The 20,990-nt window shown below is 62.2% G+C and carries 18 protein-coding genes; 4 read left to right on the forward strand and 14 right to left on the reverse strand.

Annotated features, from left to right (window positions below; genetic code table 11):
• Positions 1-46: 46 nt before the first annotated feature.
• The 10 genes from murG to mraZ form a co-directional block, all read right to left on the reverse strand.
• Entirely contained in the window at positions 47-1,231 is a 1,185-nt protein-coding gene (gene murG, locus AC1AX7_RS01215; protein WP_476508275.1) for an undecaprenyldiphospho-muramoylpentapeptide beta-N-acetylglucosaminyltransferase, read from the reverse strand.
• A 99-nt stretch (positions 1,232-1,330) separates the two neighbouring features.
• On the reverse strand, positions 1,331-2,596 hold the full coding sequence (locus AC1AX7_RS01220) for a peptidoglycan glycosyltransferase FtsW (RefSeq protein WP_476508276.1): 1,266 nt from the start codon (positions 2,594-2,596) through the stop codon (positions 1,331-1,333).
• On the reverse strand, positions 2,583-4,016 hold the full coding sequence (murD, locus tag AC1AX7_RS01225; RefSeq protein WP_476508277.1) for a UDP-N-acetylmuramoyl-L-alanine--D-glutamate ligase: 1,434 nt from the start codon (positions 4,014-4,016) through the stop codon (positions 2,583-2,585). The genes AC1AX7_RS01220 and murD overlap by 14 nt, the downstream gene beginning before the upstream one ends.
• Positions 4,017-4,102: 86 nt before the next feature.
• On the reverse strand, positions 4,103-5,209 hold the full coding sequence (gene mraY / locus AC1AX7_RS01230; RefSeq protein WP_476508278.1) for a phospho-N-acetylmuramoyl-pentapeptide-transferase: 1,107 nt from the start codon (positions 5,207-5,209) through the stop codon (positions 4,103-4,105).
• 59 nt (positions 5,210-5,268) lie between these two features.
• The gene (locus tag AC1AX7_RS01235; protein WP_476508398.1) at positions 5,269-6,768 is read right to left on the reverse strand and encodes a UDP-N-acetylmuramoyl-tripeptide--D-alanyl-D-alanine ligase; all 1,500 of its coding nucleotides are present in this window, start codon (positions 6,766-6,768) and stop codon (positions 5,269-5,271) included.
• Between the two features lie 53 nt (positions 6,769-6,821).
• Positions 6,822-7,709, reverse strand: a complete 888-nt coding sequence (locus tag AC1AX7_RS01240; RefSeq protein ID WP_476508279.1) for a UDP-N-acetylmuramyl peptide synthase — start codon at positions 7,707-7,709, stop codon at positions 6,822-6,824.
• Positions 7,710-7,785: 76 nt separating this feature from the next.
• Complete coding sequence (locus tag AC1AX7_RS01245) at positions 7,786-9,582, reverse strand: peptidoglycan D,D-transpeptidase FtsI family protein (RefSeq protein ID WP_476508280.1); 1,797 nt, start codon at positions 9,580-9,582, stop codon at positions 7,786-7,788.
• Positions 9,579-10,037 (reverse strand): cell division protein FtsL, encoded by a 459-nt coding sequence (ftsL, locus tag AC1AX7_RS01250; RefSeq protein WP_476508281.1) that lies wholly within the window; start codon positions 10,035-10,037, stop codon positions 9,579-9,581. The genes AC1AX7_RS01245 and ftsL overlap by 4 nt, the downstream gene beginning before the upstream one ends.
• 1 nt (position 10,038) lies before the next feature.
• Entirely contained in the window at positions 10,039-11,100 is a 1,062-nt protein-coding gene (gene rsmH / locus AC1AX7_RS01255) for a 16S rRNA (cytosine(1402)-N(4))-methyltransferase RsmH (RefSeq protein ID WP_476508282.1), read from the reverse strand.
• On the reverse strand, positions 11,101-11,556 hold the full coding sequence (gene mraZ, locus AC1AX7_RS01260; RefSeq protein WP_476508399.1) for a division/cell wall cluster transcriptional repressor MraZ: 456 nt from the start codon (positions 11,554-11,556) through the stop codon (positions 11,101-11,103). It abuts the gene before it with no gap.
• A 350-nt stretch (positions 11,557-11,906) separates the two neighbouring features.
• On the opposite strand from mraZ, the gene AC1AX7_RS01265 reads away from it, so the two are divergent.
• On the forward strand, positions 11,907-14,186 hold the full coding sequence (locus tag AC1AX7_RS01265) for a HelD family protein (RefSeq protein WP_476508283.1): 2,280 nt from the start codon (positions 11,907-11,909) through the stop codon (positions 14,184-14,186).
• 9 nt (positions 14,187-14,195) lie between these two features.
• A complete protein-coding gene (gene serA, locus AC1AX7_RS01270) occupies positions 14,196-15,392 on the forward strand; it encodes a phosphoglycerate dehydrogenase (RefSeq protein ID WP_476508284.1) in 1,197 nt (398 codons plus the stop codon).
• Positions 15,393-15,635: 243 nt separating this feature from the next.
• Here serA and nrdR read toward each other — a convergent pair whose 3' ends face one another.
• Positions 15,636-16,088, reverse strand: coding sequence for a transcriptional regulator NrdR (gene nrdR, locus AC1AX7_RS01275; RefSeq protein ID WP_476508400.1), 453 nt, complete (start codon positions 16,086-16,088; stop codon positions 15,636-15,638).
• Positions 16,089-16,161: 73 nt separating this feature from the next.
• Positions 16,162-16,527 carry a LysM peptidoglycan-binding domain-containing protein gene (locus AC1AX7_RS01280; protein WP_476508285.1) on the reverse strand — a complete coding sequence of 122 codons (366 nt, stop codon included), beginning with the start codon at positions 16,525-16,527 and terminating at the stop codon, positions 16,162-16,164.
• Between the two features lie 147 nt (positions 16,528-16,674).
• On the opposite strand from AC1AX7_RS01280, the gene lexA reads away from it, so the two are divergent.
• Positions 16,675-17,385: a transcriptional repressor LexA gene (gene lexA / locus AC1AX7_RS01285; protein WP_476508286.1), complete on the forward strand. Its 711-nt coding sequence runs from the start codon at positions 16,675-16,677 to the stop codon at positions 17,383-17,385.
• Between the two features lie 118 nt (positions 17,386-17,503).
• On the opposite strand, the gene AC1AX7_RS01290 is transcribed toward lexA, so the two are convergent.
• Both AC1AX7_RS01290 and hflX read right to left on the reverse strand, forming a co-directional pair.
• Positions 17,504-18,466 carry an L-lactate dehydrogenase gene (locus tag AC1AX7_RS01290; RefSeq protein WP_476508287.1) on the reverse strand — a complete coding sequence of 321 codons (963 nt, stop codon included), beginning with the start codon at positions 18,464-18,466 and terminating at the stop codon, positions 17,504-17,506.
• A 169-nt stretch (positions 18,467-18,635) separates the two neighbouring features.
• A complete protein-coding gene (gene hflX / locus AC1AX7_RS01295) occupies positions 18,636-20,033 on the reverse strand; it encodes a GTPase HflX (RefSeq protein WP_476508401.1) in 1,398 nt (465 codons plus the stop codon).
• A gap of 313 nt (positions 20,034-20,346) precedes the next feature.
• Here hflX and AC1AX7_RS01300 point away from each other — a divergent pair, with 313 nt between their 5' ends.
• The gene (locus AC1AX7_RS01300) at positions 20,347-20,973 is read left to right on the forward strand and encodes a class I SAM-dependent methyltransferase (RefSeq protein WP_476508288.1); all 627 of its coding nucleotides are present in this window, start codon (positions 20,347-20,349) and stop codon (positions 20,971-20,973) included.
• Positions 20,974-20,990: the final 17 nt, after the last annotated feature.

Raw genomic sequence — 20,990 nt, forward strand, 5'->3', positions numbered from 1 at the left:
GCACCTCATGCCAATGGCCATCGCGTCCCATGGCTCGCGGATACGGTCAGCGCGCCATGTCCAGCACGTATTTCGCCATGGTCTGCGCCGCGTCGCGGATGCCGTACCGCCAAGCGTTGCGCCCGTACGTTTCCAGCCGACGTTTGTCCGCGAGCAGGTTCGGCAGATGCGTTTTGACCCATTCGGCGGTGAAATCCGCATCCGAAACCATGAGTCCGCCTTGCGCGTCGACGACGGGCTGCGCGTTGAAGCGCTGCTCGCCGTTGCCGATGGGCAGCGGCACGTATACCGCAGGCAGGCCAAGAGCGCTTAATTCGCATACCGTTCCGGCGCCTGCACGGCATACCACCAGGTCGGCGCATGCGAAAGCGAGATCGATGCGTTCCAGATATTCGGCGACATGGTAGTCGCCGCCGGCTGCGGCCGCAGAGTCGTTGCGGGACAGGTCCAGATCGCCCAATGCGTCCTTGCCGGCCAATGACGCGACCGTGGCCCGCACCTCATCACCTTTGCCTTTGCCTGTCAGGTGAATGATCTGCGCATGCTCGAGCAGTTCCTTCGCGCATGCCGAAACGGCACGGTTCAGGCTCAGCGCGCCGAGAGAGCCGCCTGTGACGACCACGGTGGCGCGTTCCGGGTCGATGCCCAGACGCGCGGCGGCTTCACGCCGGACCTGAGCCCGGTCCTGTTCCATGGACCGGCACAGCCGGGCGATGGCCGGGCGAAGCGGCAGTCCCACACGTTCGAACCGCGCTTCCCCGCGTACGCTCAGACCGGTGTCTTCGAACGCGGTACCGACCATGGCGGCCCAACGCGCACCCAATTTGTTGGCCATGCCGGCCCGCGCGTTCTGTTCATGGATGACGATCGGAACGCCCATGCGATGCGCGGCGGCATATGCCGGCGCCGAAGCGTAGCCGCCGAATCCGACGACGACCTGGGCTTCGCTACGTGCGAGCATGTCTCGGACCGCATGCGTCGCCTTCGCCCATTTGGCCGGGAATTTCAGCATATACGCGTTGGGACGACGCGGGAACGGGACTTTTTCGATGGTCTCCAGCCGATATCCCGACCGCGGAACCAGATCGCGCTCCAGACCCGTTTCGGTGCCGATGACCGTGATTCCGGCATCGGGTTCGATGTCCCGAATGGCGTCGGCCACCGCCAGCAAAGGATTGACATGCCCGGCGGTGCCGCCACCGGCAAGAACGATGCTCTTACGATTACTCATGGTTCACGAGCTTAGTCCACGTCCGCCGCCAAACATGCATAAATCCGTTCGGGGATGACATAACGGCCACATTTTCCTTGATTCCGCAATCGGATGCGATCACAATCCCGCCTGTTCGGCCTTGATCTGATCCTGCTCCCTCATCATGCTGATCACGACGCCGGCCGCGCCCAGGCACATGATCAGGGAGGATCCGCCGGCGGAGACGAACGGCATCGGCACGCCCATGGCAGGCAGCAGGCCGACGACGACCGCGATGTTGATCAGCGCCTGCCCGACCAGCCAGACGGTGAAGCAGACCAGCGACATCGCCACATAACGGTTTTTCATCTGCAACGCGATGTTCAGCATGCTCCATCCGATGACGACGAACAGAAGGATCACCAGGGACGCGCCGATGAAACCGGTTTCCTCGCCGATGATCGCGAAGATGAAATCATTATGCGCTTCCGGCAGGTAACCCCATTTTTCGCTCGAATTGCCGATGCCCACGCCGAACAGACCGCCGGACGCCATCGCATACTCCGCGTGGATCGTCTGATAGCACACGCCTTGCGCCTGTTCCGCCGAGCAGGTGCCGTACGTGGCCAGCACACGGTTCAGTCGGCTCGGATTGATGATCACCAAAGCCGCGGCGCCGGCCGCGCCGGCCGCACAGGCCATGCCTATCCATTTCATGGGAAAGCCGCCGAGCACGAACGCCGTCAGGCCGATGAGCCCGATGATGATGCAGGTTCCCATGTCCTTGCCGAGCAGAACGAGAACGACGCATGCGAGGAACCCCGCAAGCGGCTTCACATACGGCTTGAGCACCTGCAACGGCTCCTGCTGCCTTTCGGCCTTCCGGGTCGCCTGGCTCACCGTCAGCGGCAGCCATACGCAAAGCGCCAGTTTCACGACTTCCGCAGGCTGAAGCGTGAATGAGTCCCCCAGGCCGATCCAGCTTCGGTTGCCGTTGACATCAACACCTATCGGAGTCATTGTCAGCGACTGGAGGAACATCGCGGACCACAGCATAAGACCGCTGAACCCGCGATAGAGCCGTACGGGCACCTTCGCCGCGACAAACCCGAAGGCGAAGCCCAAAGCGAAAAAGGCCCCCTGCTTCAGCGCCTGCCTCCAAGGCGATTCCCCGGCGGACACCTGTGTGACGGCGGAACTGGAGAACACCATGATCACGCCGAATATGCTGAGAATGAGCACGCTGATCTGGAATGCGTGATAGCACCACAACGGGTTGAACACGCTTCTCAGACCGGTATACCGGTCGCTGATCTCGGTCTCTTTGCGTCTGCCCGGACGTTCCGTCTTCCCCGCTTTCGGGGATCGGGAGCTCACGGTGCGGGGTGTTTTAGATTCCGCCATGCTCACGCACCCAACGTTCCGCTTCCTGAGCGAACACGTCGCCACGTTCCGCATACGACTTGAATTGGTCCATCGAAGCGCAGGCCGGAGCCATAAGCACCACATCGCCCGGCGTCGCGTACGCACCGGCGGCGTCGACCGCCCGAGCCATCACGGTGGCGTTGTCCGACGGATCGATGAGCGTCAGCCGGATATCCGGGGCGCAGGCCCTGAACGCTTCCAGCATCGGCTCCTGATCCCTGCCGATGATGACGGCGGCCTTGATGATATGCGCCTGATCCGCGACCAGACGCTCGAAACGGCTTCCTTTGGCCAGTCCTCCCGCGATCCAGACAACGCTTTTATCGGCGAAGCTGTCCAGGGATGCCTTCGCCGCGTGCGCGTTCGTCGCCTTCGAATCATCGACGAAACGAATCGTCCCTCCATTGCCCGACGGCAACGTCGCAACGGTCTGGATGCGATGCCCGCCCGGATGGAATTCCCGCAATGCGCGCACCGCCGTCCCACGGTCCGCGCCGACGCCCAAAGCCAGCACCAGCGCCGCCATCGCATCGGCGAGCAGATGCGGGTAGACGCTGCCGTCAGGCTCGGTCAGATAGGTGAGGTCCTTCACCTGCGCGATACGTTCGGCGACGTTTGGCCCGCCTCCGGCGACGCCGCTCATATCGACGATCCAGCCGTCACGGACGCCGATCAGACCGGCTTCAGGCTCCCCCAACGTGAAGCCGACGCGAAGGCATCCTTCGCCCGTACGGGCGGCCTCGGCCAGCCGCGTGACACGCTCGTCGTCCGCGTTATACGCCAGCACACGCCGTACGCCGTTGAAGACCTTCGCCTTATCGGCGGCATAGTTTTCGATGCCGCCATGCCAGTCGAGATGATCGTCGGCGATATTCGTGATCACCGCGCAATCCAGAGCCAGCGAATCGGTGAAATGCATCTGGAAGGAGCTCAGCTCGACGCACAGCACGTCATGGTCGGTCTCGACCGCCGCATGCGACACGGCCCTGCCGATGTTGCCGACCGCCGGCGCGTCGAAGCCGCAGGCCTCGAGCATGCTCGACGTCATTTCCGTCGTCGAGGTCTTGCCGTTCGTGCCGGTGATGCCGATCCACTTCGCGGGCTTGCCCGTTGCGGCGTTATCGGCGCGCAGCCACCAGGCCAGTTCCACTTCGCTGATGACGGGAATGCCGCGACGCTGCGCTTCGACGATGAATTCGGTGCGCGGATTGAATACCGGCGAGGTGCATACCACGTCGATGGCGTCGAAATCGATATCCGCGAAGTCATGGATGTCGGCTTCCGGCTTCCTCTCGTCCACGGTGATCACGCGGGCCGCGCGATCGGCCAGCACCTGCGCCATGCTTTGTCCGGAGACGCCCATGCCCGCAATCAAAACCGTCTTGCCATTCACATCCATTTCATTTGCCTTTCCACACCAACAACATTCCATATCGGATCGGAACACCGATTCGCGGCGCCGATACGAGGCGGCCGCCGACGCGTTCAGCTCATCCACAGGCCGGAACGCGTGACCCAGTCGGCATAGAAGGCGACCAGGCCGACCAGCACGAACATCAATTCGATCATCCAGAAGCGGACGACGACCTTGGTCTCGGTCCATCCCGTCAATTCGAAATGATGGTGGATCGGCGCCATCTTGAACACACGCTTGTGCGTCATCTTGAAATAGCCGACCTGAATGACGTCGGAGCAGACTTCGATGACGAACAGGCCGCCCAGGATGACCGCCAGCACTTCGGTATGCGTCGCGATCGACAATGCGGCGAACAGGCCGCCCAGGGCGAGGGAACCGGTGTCGCCCATGAAGATGGTCGCCGGATTCGAGTTGTACCACAGGAAGCCGAAGCAGGCCACGGCGGCGCAGGCCGCGATGATCGTCAGGTCGAGCGGGTCGGAGACCGCATACATGAACCCGGGATGCTCGGCGCCCTTCAGATGGTAGCTTTCCCAGAATGCGATCAGGGCGTAGCCCGCGAAGGCGATCATCGACGAGCCCGCGGCCAGGCCGTCAAGGCCATCGGTAAGATTCACGGCATTCGTCCATGCGGTCATCAGCAGATTCACCCAGATCACGAACAGCACGATCTCCACGACGCGGCCGGCGACGGAGAAATCGATGAACGGCGTTTCGATGAAGCTCACGCCGGCCTGGGCGCTGGGGAATCCGGATTTCGTCGGCACGATAAGCGCCAGAATCGCGTAGATGGTGGCGAAAACGAATTGGCCGATGAATTTGCCGCGCACCGACAGGCCCTCGTTCTGCTTTTTGCGCACTTTCGCGAAATCGTCGACGAAGCCGAGCAGGCCCATCGACAGCATCGCGAACAGCACCAGCAGCGCCGACCATGACGGCTTATCGCCATGATTCAGATAACGGTACAAGGCCGAAGCGCCCCAACCCAGCACGATCGCCAGATTGATGACGACGCCGCCGAGCGTCGGGGTTCCACGTTTGACCAGGTGGGATTGCGGACCGTCCTGGCGAATGTACTGGCCGTAGTTGAGCCGATGCACCAGACGGATCAGCAACGGCGTGCCGACGATCGTGACGACCAGCGACACCAGAAGGCCTATGATGAGTGAAATCACCTGAACTCTCCAATCATCCTTGTCATTTGTTCTCCCTTATCGTTGCGAATGCCGTGCGGTCACGCCCGCGCGGCCGCGTCCCCGGACCACCGCTCGGCCAGGGCGCTCAAACCGGAGAAATGCGATCCCTTGAGCAATACCACCGCATCATCGTGTTCCCCGGCCAACGCGCATACGGCATGGTCCGCCTCGTCGATATCATGCACCCATTCAATCACGGCATGGTCGTCGCCGGAACGCCTTCCGGCTTCGACGCCGCCCGCGGCCAACGCCTCGGCCAACGAATCGAAATGCCCGTCCGTGGCGTTGCCGACCGCGATCAACGCGTCGACGCCGCTTTCAACGGCGTATGCGCCGATCCGGCGATGCAGTTCGATCTCGTCGCCGCCAAGCTCCAACATCGCGCCCAATACCGCGACGCGGAAAGGCTCGGGCTCGTTCCCGGCCTTCCAGCGTTTCAAACCGTCCAGACCCGCCCGTGTCGAATCCGGATTCGCATTGAACGAATCGTCGATCAGCGTAAACATGACGTCGCAGCGTCGGACCTGCGACACCGCCATGCGGTGCGGGCTGATGCTGGCGACGCCTTCCAGCACCGCGCCGATCCGTTCCAAAGTCATGCCCAATCGCAGCGCCACCGTGGCGGCGGCCAACGCGTTCATCACGTTATGCGCGCCGCGAATGCCCAGCGTGATGTCGCGATGCTCGCCGTCCGGCGCCGTGATCGTGAAATGCGGGCGATCCGAATCATCGGTGGACACGCCGCCTGCACGCATCGAGCCGTTCGGCAATGTTCCGTCGTCCATGCCGAACCAGGCCACGTCGGCGGGCGCGGCATCCTTCATGGACGCCACGCGCGCGTCATCGGCGTTCAGAATCGCCGTTCCATGCGGCAGCAGGCCTTCGACGATTTCACGCTTGGCCTGCGTAATGCGTTCGGGAGAGCCGAATTCACCCAGATGCGCCACGCCGACCTTCAGCACGACGGCCATGTCCGGCGGCACCAGCGAGGTCAGATTCGCGATTTCCCCGACATGGTTGGCGCCCATCTCCGCCACCAGGAAACGGGTGTCCTCCCCCACCTTCAGCGCGGTCAGCGGCAGGCCGATCTCATTGTTGAACGATCCGACCGGGGCGACGGTCGGGCCCATATCGTCGAGCAGGGCCGCCAGAAGGTCCTTCGTCGTCGTTTTCCCGACCGACCCGGTGATGCCCACGACGGAGAACGGCGTGCCCGTCGCGCGGCGCAGTTCGATGTTATGCTTCGCCAGAAGCCCGAGCGCTTCGACCGTGTTCGGCACGACGATCTGCGCGGCGGACGTCTGCGGCACCTCATGTTCGACCAGTGCGACGACGGCCCCCTGTTCGGCCGCGCGCGCGACGTAATCATGACCGTCGACGTGTTCGCCGGCGATGGCGACGAACACGGAGCCTTCTCGCACCTGCCTGGAATCGCTGACCGCACTGGTCGCGATCGGGTCATGAGCCGACCGGGACTGCGGCGCGATCAGACGTCCGCCGACGGCCTGGGCGATCTCGTGCAACGTCATCGGCATCATGGTCGGATTGCCGTTCATGGTTTTCCTTTCCGAAAAGACTTCTTCCGCTCCGGTCACAGCAAATCCCTCGAGACCCGCAAAGCGCTTTTGATATTGTTCTTCCGCACGCCGGCGGCCAAAACCATCGCAATGGCCAGCGACAATGCATTCAGGCTCCCCTGCCCGTATGAGGCGACCGTCTGCGCGGCCAGCGAATCGGATTCCGCGGTGCGCGCCGTCACATGGGTCTGCTTGCCGGACGCATACCCATACGCCGCGCACAGCTGGTCGACGATGCCGCCATCGACCGACGCGCCGCGGGCGCCGTCGATGCCGAGCACGTCCACGTTCACCGACTGCAACGCATCATGGCGCAAGGTATCCTCATCCATCGCGATGATGATCGCGCTGGCGCCATCCTCGACGCATACCGACAGCGTGCGCTGCATGTCAAGCATGCCCAGCGGATAGCGCAGGTCAAGGAAACGGTCAAGCGACTGCGAATAGGACGCGCTGATCACGCCGACCGGGTTGCCCAGCATATGCAGGAAATCAGCCAAGGTCCGCACGTCTTCGGAGACGGCCTCGCCATCGCGCCCGGCCACGACGAACACGGCCAGGGATTCGGAAGGATCGCCGGCCATCGTGGAAGCGATCGATCCCAATTGTCTGGCGCTCGGGTCTCCGCACAGCAGGGGAAAATCGCCGGCGATCTCGCAGTCCCGCATCGAACGCGGCACGATCGCGGCGTACGCGCCTTGGTCGCGAGCCTGGCGCAGACGTTCCGCGTCAACGGTTTTCGATGGCATGTACAGGCAGCCAGGGCGCACCGAATCCTTGTCGTCGGCGATCGACGTGACCGTCACATCACCGGCGAAATCAGGCACCAGTTCGAACCCGTAATGTTCGGCGAGCCATTCCAATGTCATCCGTTCGGATGCGGACTCACTGACCGCGCTCATCTCGTAATTACCTTGCCTTTCGTCTGTGTCTGCCGCGAGGCCGCCGAAATATCGGGCCGCCAAGCAATATGCCAAATCACCAAGTCACCGGAATAGCATCCGTACGGGGACTGGAAGCGGGCACTTCATACTTCTGCATAAGGAATTCACCGATTTCCGCGAATACCGGGCCGGCGGTGAGGCCGCCATAGCCGCCTTGCGGGTCCTTCAGCACGACGGTCACGACGTATTTCGGATCGTCCGCCGGAATGATCGCGGAGTAATCGCTGATGATCGAGCTCAATTTGCCGTCCGAGCCGACGACTTCCGCGGTGCCCGACTTCGATGCGACGCGGTATCCGCTGACGCCTGCGAACTCCTGATAGTGTTCGGCGACGGATTCCATAGCGTTCATCATCTGACCGGCGACGTCCTCATCGATGATGCGGGTCGTCTCCCCGGCCGCCGTTTCGGTGACATGCCCTTCGGCGTCGGTGACGGATCTGATGATCTTCGGCTGTACCTTGACCCCCTTGTTCGCGATGACGGCGATGGCGTTGCTGATTTCCAGCGCGTTCGTCGAATATCCCTGGCCGAACAGCACGGTGTTCTGCGTACGCAGGTCCCATGTATCGGCGGGGGTCAGCGAGCCGGAGTATTCGCCGGGAAGGTTCAGTCCGGACCCCTGGCCGATGCCGAATTTGCTGATGAATTCGTAGCGCTGGTCATTGGTCAGGTTCTCACCGGCCATGATCATGCCGACGTTCGAGGACTGTTCAAGGATGCCGGCGAGCGTCCAATGCTGTGTGCCGTGGGTGGTCGAGTCCTTGAAGGTCTGGCCGTCCACGGTGATGGTGTCGTTTACGGTGAACTGGTCGGAAAGCTTGTGCAATCCCGTCTGCAGCATCGCCGACATCGTGAACACCTTGCCGATGGAGCCGGGTTCGAATGTTTCGCTTACGGCGCGGGAGGCCCCCAATTTCGCCTCGTCGCTGCCGGCCTCGACCTCGTCGCTGCTGGCCAACGCCAGGATGTTTCCGGTGCCGACCTCCTCGACGACCGCGATGGCCCACGGGGAACCGTACTTCTCCGTCGCCGCGCGCAGCACCTTCTCGCAATAGCCCTGCACGTACTGGTCGATGGTCAGCGTCACGTCGGAACCATTGACGGCAGGTTCGGATTCGGTCATGGTTCCGGGGATCTGCTCACCCGTGTTGCCTTGCTGGTATACCTCATAGCCGTCGGTGCCGGTCAGCACGGCGTCTTCCATCATTTCAAGGCCGGCGACGCCGGTGCCTTCATCGTTGACGCCGCCCATCAGCGCGCCCATCACCGTCCCGTCGGAGTACACGCGCTCATTGGTCAGTTCGCCGTAGATGACGCCACTGAGATGAAGCGAGTCGATTTTGCGTTTGACCTCAGGGGTGACGTCCTTCGCCAAGACGACGTACTGTCCGCTGCCGGACAGTTTCCCGCCGAGTTCCATGGCGTTGGCACCGTCCAGGACCGTGGCGAGCAGTCTGGCCACGGCGGCGGCGCCGGTCACGTCAAGCGGTTTCCCGTCGATCTCATGGCAGTAGTTTTCCGTATCCTCGTTGCAGTCGATCGGTTCGAATCGCTGGGCGGCCTCGGGATTGCCGATGATGTTGTAGCGTTCCACGCTCTGCGCCAGGATCGTTCCATTGGTGTCGAGGATCTTGCCGCGCTGCGCGGTCAACGGCACGGACACCGTGCGCAGATCGGTGGCGGCCTGCGCGATGCTTTGCCCTGCGAACAGCTGGATATACGACAGTTTGCCGAAACATGCGAGCGCGATGAACGCCAGGATCAGGCCGATGATGCCGCAGCGCAGGCGGTATTGCTGCTGTTTGCTCCTACGGGTCACACGGTTCACTGCGTTCCGCCTTCACTCGGCTGGTATCCGTTCAGATCGATGGACAGCGATCCGCTTTGGGGGACCATGCCCATGTCTTCGGCCTTGCTCAGCAGGGAGGCCTCCAGCTTGTCCAGTTCCGTCTGCTTTGATTCCACGTCCTGCTCGAGACGGGTGATATGCGCCTGCGTTTCGGACGCTTCGAAGGAATTCTGCACCATCTGCGTGCGCAGCATCAGCGACCCAAGCAGACAGCAGAGAAGAAAACCCACGGCAACGACCAGATGCAGCAGACGCAGGCTTCGCGTGCGTGTCCACTGCGCGATCCGGCCCAAACCGTGCAACATCGATTCCTTGTCGATGCGACCGCCTGTCACGGCGCGAAGTTCGGGCCGTGTATTGGCTGTGTCGGTATCGGTGCGCTTACGTCCGGCGGGGACGGCGTTCGATCGCACACTTCTTGGTGTCGCGGCCATATCAGCCCTTCCTTGTACGACGGCGGGCCGTCTGACGGGTGTCGGAACGCTTGCGCGAGGCCCGTCCGACGCTGTCCTTGTGGAATTGCGCACGCCAGCGGTCGGGAATGGGGCGGACCAGCTCGACGGCCCGCAGTCGCACCGAAGCGGACCGCGGGTTGGACGCGATTTCGGCTTCGTCGGCTTTGATCGCGCCGCGGGTCAGTTCCCTGAAGAACGGCTTGGCGTCTTCGGGGATCATCGGCATGCCTTGTGGCACGTCGATTTTCAGGCCTTGCGCCATGAAGCTTTTTACGGTCTTATCTTCCAGGGAATGGTAGGATTCCACGACCAGACGCCCGCCGAGGGACAGGTGATCGGCGATCTGCGGCAGCGTGGAGGCGAGTTTGTCCAATTCGCCGTTCACTTCGATGCGCAACGCCTGGAACACCCGTTTGGCGGGGTTTCCGGCAGGCCTGTGAGCCTGCGGCACCACCTCGTCGACCAGTCGGTTCAGCTGTCCGGAGGTGGTCAGCGGTTCGATTTCACGACGACGCACGATTTCGCGCGCGATCTGCTTGGAGAAGCGTTCCTCGCCGAAGCTGCGGAAGATGCGGACCAGGTCTTCGAACGGATACTGCGCCAGCACCTGCTGCGCGGTCAGCGGCTGGCTGACGTCCATGCGCATGTCGAGCGGCGCGTCATGGGAGTATGAAAACCCGCGTTCGGTTTCATCGATCTGCAGGCTGGAAAGCCCCAAGTCCATGAACACGGCGTCCACGCGGGAGATGCCTTGCGAGTCCAGGACATCGGAGAAGGCGTCGAAGGCCGCATGCACCGGAATGAACCGATCGGCGAGACCCTCCTGCCGCATGCGTTCGGTGGCCATGGCGAGGGCCTGCTCGTCACGGTCGATGCCGATCAGCCGGGCGTTCGGAGCCGCCTTCAGGAATGCCGTGGAATGGCCCGCCAGCCCGAGCGTGCAATCCACGGCGATTGCTCCGGGATGCCCAAGCGCCGGCGCCATGAGGTTCACGCAGTCCTCGAGCAGCACCGGCTGATGAATGGTGGTCAGATCCGTCATTTAAAACTCCAATGCGGGCAGTACGTCGTCGGCAATATCGGAATATCCCTGCTCCTTCTGCGCAAGGTATTCCTCCCACGCCTGTTTGTTCCAGATTTCAGCGCGGGTCCCTACGCCGATCACCACGATGTCGTCTCCGAGATTCGCGTAATCGCGAAGTATCTGCGGAACAAGCACGCGGCCCTGCTTGTCGGGGTCCTGATCCACCGCGCCCGACAGAAACACGCGAAGGTATTCGCGCGCGGCCTTATTGCTCAGCGAAGTGCGCTGAATCTGCATGGCGATACGCCGGAATTCCATCTGCGGAAGCAGATAGATGCATCGTTCCTGCCCTCGCGCCATGACCAGGCCCGGGCCCAGCTGAGAACGGAATTTCGCAGGCAAAGCCACACGTCCCTTGGCGTCGATCTTCGGGGTATAGGTTCCCAACAGCAGCGGCGGCAACAGATCCGCCATGGCGTCCGGCGGCGTCGTATCTTCGGCGGTGGGATTATGCGCTGTTTCCCGATCGTTTTCATCGTGAATCATCCATCCCACCTCCTTTTGCTGTTTTTAGATACGCTCCCGCCACAACTAGCTCACCACTTTACCCCACGAATCACCGGGAAACCCCACTTCTCCATCAAATGCTTACCTTTTTCTGCACACAGGCAACGGGCTTATCGCACCGCGACTTGCCGACGAGTCCTGGGGCACATCTCGCGGTCGAATATCCGACGAGGCGTCCGACGGAACACGCCTCACATTCGTAGATGATTTGCGGTACATTTGATTGCTTGAGTTTTCAGCGAAGGGGACAGTGGACCATGTCGAGTTATTCCGCTCAACTGCAGGATGAGCAACATGCGGTCAGCCGCGCATACAACCGTCTGGACGCTCTGCGCGCCCAGGCTCGCGAACGGCTTGACAAAGTGCGCGCCGCGGGATCCCATGGCTCCCCGACGCAACGCACCGAACGCGATTCCTTCGCCACCATGTATGAGGACAGACTCACCCAGCTGCGCGCGGTGGAGGACCGGCTGGTTTTCGGACGTCTTGACAACACCGTCGGAGAACGCCGATATATCGGACGAATCGGATTGTCCAGCGAGGAGCATGAGCCCATCCTGACCGACTGGCGCGCGGAAGCGGCACGCCCGTTCTACGAGGCCACGCCTTCCAGCCACGGCGATATCGTCATGCGCCGTCATATCACGTTGAATTTCCGCGAAGTGGTCGGCATCGAAGACGAAGTGCTCGACATACATTCCGACCAGGTCGGCAAAGCCTCGTCCGCGGGAACGCTCACCGGCGAAGGCGCGCTGCTCGCCTCGCTGAACTCCAAGCGGACCGGCAAGATGACGGATATCGTCGCCACCATCCAGGCGGAACAGGATCGCATCATCCGCTCCGACATGTCCCACGCCGTCGTCGTCCAAGGCGGCCCCGGCACCGGCAAGACCGCCGTCGCGCTGCATCGCGCCGCATACCTGCTGTACACGCACCGCCGGATGCTGGAACGCACCGGCGTGCTCGTGGTCGGCCCCAGCTCGACGTTCCTGCATTACATCGACCAGGTCCTGCCGTCCCTCGGCGAAACCGGCGTGGTCAGCCGCACCATCGCCGATCTGATCCCCGGCATCGACGCACGAGCCGTGGATACTCCGCTTGCCGCCAAGATCAAAGGCGAGCGCCGTATGGCCAAGGCGATCGCCAACGCGGTCTCGGCTCGCGAACGCGTTCCCTCCCAACTGCCCGTCGTGCACGTCAACGGTTTCGCCGTTCCGATGCTGCGCGTGGACGTCGAGCAGGCGATCAACGACGCGCGACGCACACGCCAGCCCCATAACAAGGCCCGTGAGACGTTCGTGAACGAAATGCTGCTGTCCATGCGCAACCGTTACGTCGAGCAGTTGGACTACACGCCCGGCAACGACGAGCTCACGCAGGTCATGCAGCAGCTCCGTCTCAACGACTCCGTGCGCAGGACGTTGAATCTCGCATGGCTGCCGATGACCGGCCCATGGCTCATCGACCAGCTGTTCGCCAAGCCGTATCAGCTGCATCGCTTCGCCCCATGGCTCAGCGACGAGGAGGTCGAGGCCCTTACCCGCGGCAAGGGCGCGCCGTTTACGCTATCCGACGTCCCGCTGCTCGACGAAGCCATGGAACTGCTCGGAGAGGACCCGAAAACGGCCGCACGGCAGGCCGCCGCGGATGCCCGACGCGCCCAGGAGGAGCAGTATGCGCAGGATACGCTCGCCCAGGCCGGCATCGGCTCAGGCATCGTCACTTCGCAGATGCTGCTGGACAACATCAACGGGGCTGGCGCGGAAATGGTGGCGCAGCGTGCGGCCGCGGACCGCGAATGGACCTATGGCCATATCGTCGTCGACGAGGCGCAGGAGCTGACGGCCATGGATTGGCGCATGCTGATCCGCCGTTGCCCCTCGCGCTCCTTCACCATCGTCGGCGACGTGGCGCAGACTTCCGCCCTTGGCGGTACACGCGTATGGCGGCGCATGATGGACCCGCTTTTCGGCGAGGGCAACTGGGATCTCAATGAGCTGACCATCAACTACCGCAATCCGCAGGAGGTTTCCGACCTCGCCTCGCGTTTCGCCACCGATCAGGGACTGTATATTTCCACGGTCAACGCGGTGCGCGCCATTCCCGGATCGGTATCGCGCCTTACCGTGGAGAGCGACGAACGGCTTGCGGAAAGCGTCGCCGAACAGGTCGGCGGGCTGACCGCCGATTACGTGTCGTCCGACGGAACCGGACGCGTGGCCGTCATCGCCCCGACCTCCTGGGAGCCCGCGTTGCGCGAACGGATCCGTACGGCCTTGCGGCGGACGCTTGACGCAAAGGAATACGAGCGGCTGACCACCCAAAGTTCGTGGGATGAACAGGTGACGATCTGCGACACGCAGACGGTCAAGGGCCTTGAATATGACGCGGTCGTCGTGGTGCAGCCCGGTCAGATCGAATCGGAGGCTCCGTCACGGCTTGTGGCCGCATCCGATCTGTACGTCGCGATGACCCGTCCGACGCAACGGCTGCTTATAGTGCGGACAATCGACGACGAAAAGCTGCTTGCGCTATAAAGTGAGGGTATGCCTAAAGCACTGCTACTGGAGAACATCCATCCCTTCGCCGCCGATTCGTTGCGCGCCCACGGCTTCGACGTGCGATGCCTCAAAGGCGCGTTGAGCGAGGACGAGCTGATCGAAGCCCTTGACGGCGTCAGTCTGCTGGGCATCCGCTCAAAGACCTCCGTCACCGCCAAGGTCATCGACGCCTGCCCATCATTGACCGCGGTCGGATGCTTCTGCATCGGCACGAATCAGGTCGATCTCTCGTATGCCGGCAAAAACGGCATCGCCGTGTTCAACGCGCCGTATTCCAACACCCGTTCCGTGGTGGAATTGGTGATCTGCGACATCATCTGCCTGCTGCGCCGCATTCCCGCCCACACGCATCACATGAAGCATGGCATGTGGGACAAGTCCGCGTCCGGCTCGCATGAAGTGCGAGGCAAAACGCTGGGCATCGTCGGATACGGCAATATCGGCGCCCAATTGTCGGTGCTTGCCGAAGCGCTGGGCATGCGCGTCGTGTTCTACGACATCGAAGAGAAGCTCGCGCTGGGCAATGCGCGGCGCTGCGCCACCCTTGACGAGCTTCTGGAACAGTCCGACGCCGTGACGCTGCATGTGGACGGCCGCAAATCCAATACGGGGTTCTTCGGCGAGGAACAGTTCTCCCACATGAAGCAGAACGCCATTTTCATCAATCTTTCGCGAGGGTTCGTCGCCGATCTGGAAGCGCTGAAGCGTCATTTGGATTCCGGGCACCTGTCGGGCGCCGCGGTCGACGTGTTCCCCGTCGAACCGAAGAAGACCGGCGACCCGTTCCTGACGCCTCTGGCCAATGAGGACAACATGATTCTCACGCCGCATATCGGCGGCTCGACCCTGGAAGCGCAGGAGGCCATCGGCCACTTCGTCGCGCAGCGGCTTCAGGACTACTGGTTCAAGGGTTCGACGATGCTGTCGGTGAATATGCCGCAGATCACGCTTTCCGACTACTCCGGCATCCGCATCGCCCATCTGCACGACAATCTTCCCGGTGTCTTGGCCAAGGTCAATCGCGTGCTTGGCGAGGAGAACATCAATATTTCCGCGCAGGCCCTGGGCACCGAAGGCGAACTCGGCTATGTGGTCACCGATGTTTCCGCGATGCCCACCGAAGGGGCGCTGACCGCCCTGCGCCAGATCGAAGGCACCATTCGCATGCGCGTCATCAGCTGAGGCGTATACGCGGCCGGACGCAAGCGCGGTCCCGTGGGCTGCATGCGTCCGACCGCACGGAACGAACGTCTTCGCAGGACGAAGCCGCCATAACGAAAGCCTTCAGGCAAAGCGTCTTCGGACGTTCCCGCTGACCTGCATATGGATTGCCCCCCATTTCTCCGGTCGAGGAGTGGGGGGCAATCCGTGCCGATGCAGGCATTGTCCGTAAACGATGCGCCTGCAAACGATGCGGGAATCGTTCTAGCTCTGTCTTTCCGACTTCAGTTCGTCGATCGCATGCTGGAAATCGTCCAGATTTTCGAAGTTCTGATACACGCTCGCAAAGCGCATGTAGGCGACTTCGTCCAGTTTGCGCAACGGTTTAAGAATGGCGCGGCCGACCTCATCCGATTTGACTTCGGCAAGACCTCGGGAGCGGAGGTCCTCCTCCACCCGCTGCCCCAGCATCTTCAGGTCCTCTTCTTTGATGGGGCGCCCCTGACATGCCTTGCGTACACCGGCGATCACCTTGTTGCGGTCGAATGGCTCGACGTTGCCGGACCGTTTTGAGACCAGCAGCATCGTCGATTCAAGCGTGGTGAAGCGTCTGGCGCATTTCGGGCATTCGCGCCTACGACGGATCGAATGCCCATCGTCACTGATGCGCGTGTCGATGACCTTGGTGTCTGGGTTCTGGCAAAACGGGCAATGCATGTCAATAAGGATAGCCCGAAGTCTAGGAAAAAGGCGAAATCGGCGTGGTCCGGCGGCGTCCGGCACCGGAGAATCAGCCCTCATCAGGCACGATGAGCCGCTGCCCCACCCGTAGGACCGAGGAGTCGAGATCATTCATCGACATCAGCGCCTCCACGGTGTTTCCGACATTGCCGCCTTCCGGGGTGATGCGATCGGCATATTCCCATAATGTATCGCCCGGCTGGACCACATAGCTGGTCGTCGCATCCGTCCGGGTTACCGACGTCGCAGCCGCCGCGGCGACGCTTACGTCAGCCGAATCGATCAGACCATACCCGACACACAGCAACGTGGCCGAAGCCAGCATGAACGTCACCAGCCGATAGCCGGCCTCCCCGATCCGTGCGGCATTGCAGGTTACGGTACGCCCATTCGTCATATGTCTGTATTCCACCATGACAGCCACCTTTCGAACTTATGTTCTATCGAACATGTGTTCTAAGTATTGCACAGATGTTCGACCATGGCAAGCGCTCTTCGAACGAATGTTTGATTTAATTGCCCATTCACGATATGCTTGTTCAAAAGACGAAAGGAGCAAGCCGTGAGCACCACACCATTCACCTCGCCGGCAGACGAGCGGCAGCCCCGGCCCGATGCGTTGACCGACCGCCAACGCAAGGTTCTGGACGCCATCAAAGCTCATATCGAGCGCCGCGGTTTCGCCCCGTCCTTTCGAGAGATAGGCCAGGCCGCCGGCCTCAAAAGCCCCTCATCCGTCAAGCATCAGCTGCAGGCCCTGGAGGAAAAGGGCCTTATCCGCATGAACGCGAACAAGGGACGCGCCATCGAACTGGTGGAGCCGCAGACGTTCCGCCCGGCCGACTCGGTTCGCGTCGCCTCGTTCCCCTCCTCGGACCAGACCAGCGAATCGATCCTGACGTCGCATGACATTCCGCTCGTCGGCCGCATCGCCGCCGGCGTGCCGATCACCGCCGAACAGCATGTCGATGACGTGATGCGACTGCCCGAACGGCTTACCGGAACAGGCAATCTGTTCATGCTGGAGGTGCATGGCGATTCGATGATCGACGCCGCGATCTGCGACGGCGATTTCGTCGTCGTCAGGGAACAGCACACCGCGGTCAACGGCGATATCGTCGCGGCGCTGCTCGACGACGAGGCGACGGTGAAGACCTTCCGCAACGACAACGGGCACGTCTGGCTCATCCCGCACAACCCGGCATACTCCCCCATCGACGGCACCAATGCCGAGATCATGGGGAAAGTCGTTACGGTGCTGAGGAAAATCTAAAGGAAAGCCTGAAGGAAAATCCACCGAGAACAACAAAATCCCGTTCATACCGCATTCGGCATGAACGGGATTTTCAATGCTTTGGTTCAGGCCGCAAAACCGCGGCCTGAACATGGGCCTAGAAACCGAACTGGGCGGCGGTCTCACGCAGGGTGTCGGCGGAGCGCTTCAGTGCGGCGAGCTCGCGGTCGGACACCGGGGTGTTGATGCGGGAGTTCACACCGGAACGGTTCAGCAGGGTCGGCACGGACATGCACACGTTGGAGATGCCGTGGAAGTCGTCAAGCATGGAGGACACCGGCAGGATGCGGTTGGTGTCGTTCATGATGGATTCGACGATGTCGACGCCGGACATGGCGATGGCGTAGTTGGTCGCGCCCTTGCCGTTGATGATCTTGTAGGCCGCGTTCTTGACTTCCTGATGGATCTGCTCACGCACTTCGGCGTCCAGCGGGGCGCGGCCCGGCAGCGGGGTCCAGTCGCACATCGGGACGCCGCCGATGGTGGCGGAAGCCCACAGCGGCACTTCGGAATCGCCGTGTTCGCCGGCGATGTAGGCATGCACGTTCTTGACGTTGACGCCGGTCTGCTGCGCGATCAGGAAGCGCAGACGAGCGGAATCCAGGTTGGTGCCGGAGCCGAACATACGGCTGGCCGGCAGGCCGGACAGCTTCAGGGCGACATGGGTGACGATGTCGACCGGGTTGGTGATCAGCATGAAGATGGCGTTCGGGGCCACACGCACGGCGTTCGGGATGATCGACTTCATGATGTTGATGGTCGCCTCGGCGAGATCCAGACGGGTCTGGCCCGGCTTCTGGCGAGCGCCCGCGGTGATGACGACCATATCGGCATCACGGCAGATCTCGACGTCATCGGAACCCGCGATGGACACGGTCGGATAGAAGCTGGAGCCATGCTGCATGTCGAGCACTTCGGCTTCGACGCGTTCCTTGGCGATGTCCTGCAGCACGATTTCGCGGGCGACGCCGCGCTGGGCGGCGGCGAACGCAAGAGTGGAGCCGACGGCGCCGGCACCGATGATAGCGAGCTTCGTGGGCTTGATCGGGGAATCAACCATTGTTATTCTGAACCTCTCTTGGAGCAAACGCCCTCGCACGGAGCAGGGCTTTACTGTAACATCACGTTCACTGTACGCTTACAACACGACGTTCCGATGTCGAAAAACGGGTCTTACGCCCCTCCGACCCGTGATATTCGTCACGTATCGGCAAGGGCATGGACATCGGTCAGCCGACCGCCCGTTCGACGATCAGCGCGGCAAGATGATCGTCGACATCCGCTTCGACCATCACGCCGTCATCGCGATATTCCAGTGATCCGACATTGCCGTATTCGCGTATGCGGGACAGCAGCGAACCGGCCGAATACGGCAGCAATGCGCTGACATGCACGTCCGGGCTGGGCAGCATCGATTCGATGCGCGCACGCAGCTCGTCCAGACCTTCGCCGCTGGCCGCGGAGACGATATGACCGTCAGGCGCCAGCGCTTCGATACGCTCGCGGGCGGCGTCGTCCATGCGGTCGGCCTTGTTGAACACCAGAATCGTCGGGATCCGCTCGGCCCCCTCGATATCCGACAGCACATCGTTCACCGCATCGATCTGGGAGAACGGATCCGGATGCGACCCGTCGACCACATGCACGATCAGATCGGCTTCGGCCACTTCCTCAAGCGTCGACTTGAAGGCCTCGATCAGCTGCGTCGGCAGTCGGCGCACGAATCCCACCGTGTCGACATACGCGTAGAGACGCCCGTCCTTGGCGCGAGCGCGTCGCACTGCGGTGTCCAATGTGGCGAACAGCGCGTTCTCCACCAATTCGCTTGACCCGGTCAGACGGTTGGTCAGCGAGGATTTGCCCGCATTCGTATAGCCGACCACGGCCACCGTGGGCAGGCCGAAACGACGTCGGGAGCCGCGCTTGATGTCACGCGCCGGCGCCATTTCGGCGATCTGGCGACGGAGTTTGGCGATGCGGCTGCGAATGGCGCGTCGGTCCATTTCGATTTTCGTTTCGCCCGGGCCTCGCGATCCGATGCCGCCGTCGGCGCCTGCGGCGCGGCCGCCGGCCTGACGCGACAGGGCCGCGCCCCAACCGCGAAGTCGAGGCAGCATGTATTCCAATTGGGCGAGCTCGACCTGCGCCTTGCCTTCACGCGACGTCGCGTGCTGCGCGAAAATATCGAGGATCACCGCGGTGCGATCCACCACTTTGACTTTGGTGGCGTCTTCGAGCGCACGACGCTGGCTTGGCGGCAGATCATCGTCCACGATGATGGTGTCGGCCTCTTCGCGGGCGACGATGTCGGCGATCTCCTTCGCCTTGCCGGAGCCGACATAGGTGGCCGCATCCGGGCGTATGCGGTGCTGCAATATGCCGTCGCACACCACGGCGCCCGCGGTCTGCGCCAAAGCCGCCAATTCACGCAGCGACTCCTCCGCCTGCGCAAGGCTGGACGTGCGCGACGACCATACGCCGACCAACACGACCCGTTCGAGCCTGACCTTACGGTATTCGACTTCGGTGACGTCCTGGAGCTCGCCCAGACCGGCTATATGCTTCAACGCATTGCGGGATTCGCGTTCCTCCCACGTCTGGTCGTAGTCCTCGCCGAAGGCGTCCATCCGGTTGTCGCCGTCCAGCAGGACCTCGGAGCGTTCGGACAATACGTCGCCGCGTCCGTCTTCAAACACGGCGTTCTGTTCATCGTCGATGTAGTTCGTCAATATCCGCCCATCGTCTCAGTGATCATTCGCATATGCAGCAGTTCCACATTATCCGTATCCGCGCAGACAAGCCATGCCCTATGCATAAAGCTTTGGCGTCCGATCGACGGGCATCGCATACGGTACAATCGCTACGTCAAAAATGTATCGGGATACGGCGCATACCATCACGCGGGGCATCGGCGCACGTCAGGCGGAAAGGCGAATCGGCATGGCCACACATACAGGTAACGGGCAGGAGCAGTACTTCTCCGCTGAACCGTCGTCCAAGGATGTGCGCAGGCGGCTTAACGTCACGCTGCGCGGCATGGACGCCACCGTAGAGGTGTCCAATGGGGTGTTTTCCGGCAGCCGCGTGGATCTGGGCACGTCGGTGCTGCTCAGGCAGGCGCCTGAACCGCCCCGGAGCGGGGCTTTCCTTGATCTGGGCTGCGGCTGGGGCCCGATCGCGCTGACGCTGGGCATGCTGAGTCCGGAAGCCGAAGTCTGGGCGCTGGATGTGAACGAGCGCGCATTGGAACTGGCCGGACGCAACGCCGAGATCAACGGCGTCGGCAATATCAGGACGGCGACCGCCGATGGGGTTCCGGACGATCTCACGTTCGATCTGATCTGGTCGAATCCGCCCATCCGCATCGGCAAGGAGCGGTTGCACGAGCTGCTGATGACCTGGCTGCCGCGTCTGAACGCGGGCGGCGCCGCCTATCTGGTGGTGCAGAAGAATCTCGGGTCGGATTCGCTGATCCCCTGGCTGGCCCGCGAGCTGGGCGACGATTACGAAGTGTCGAAATACGCCAGTTCCAAAGGATTCCGCATCATCGAAGTGCTGCGCGGCTGACCGCGCGGCCGATATGC

Source organism: Bifidobacterium sp. LH_449, from assembly GCF_056356755.1.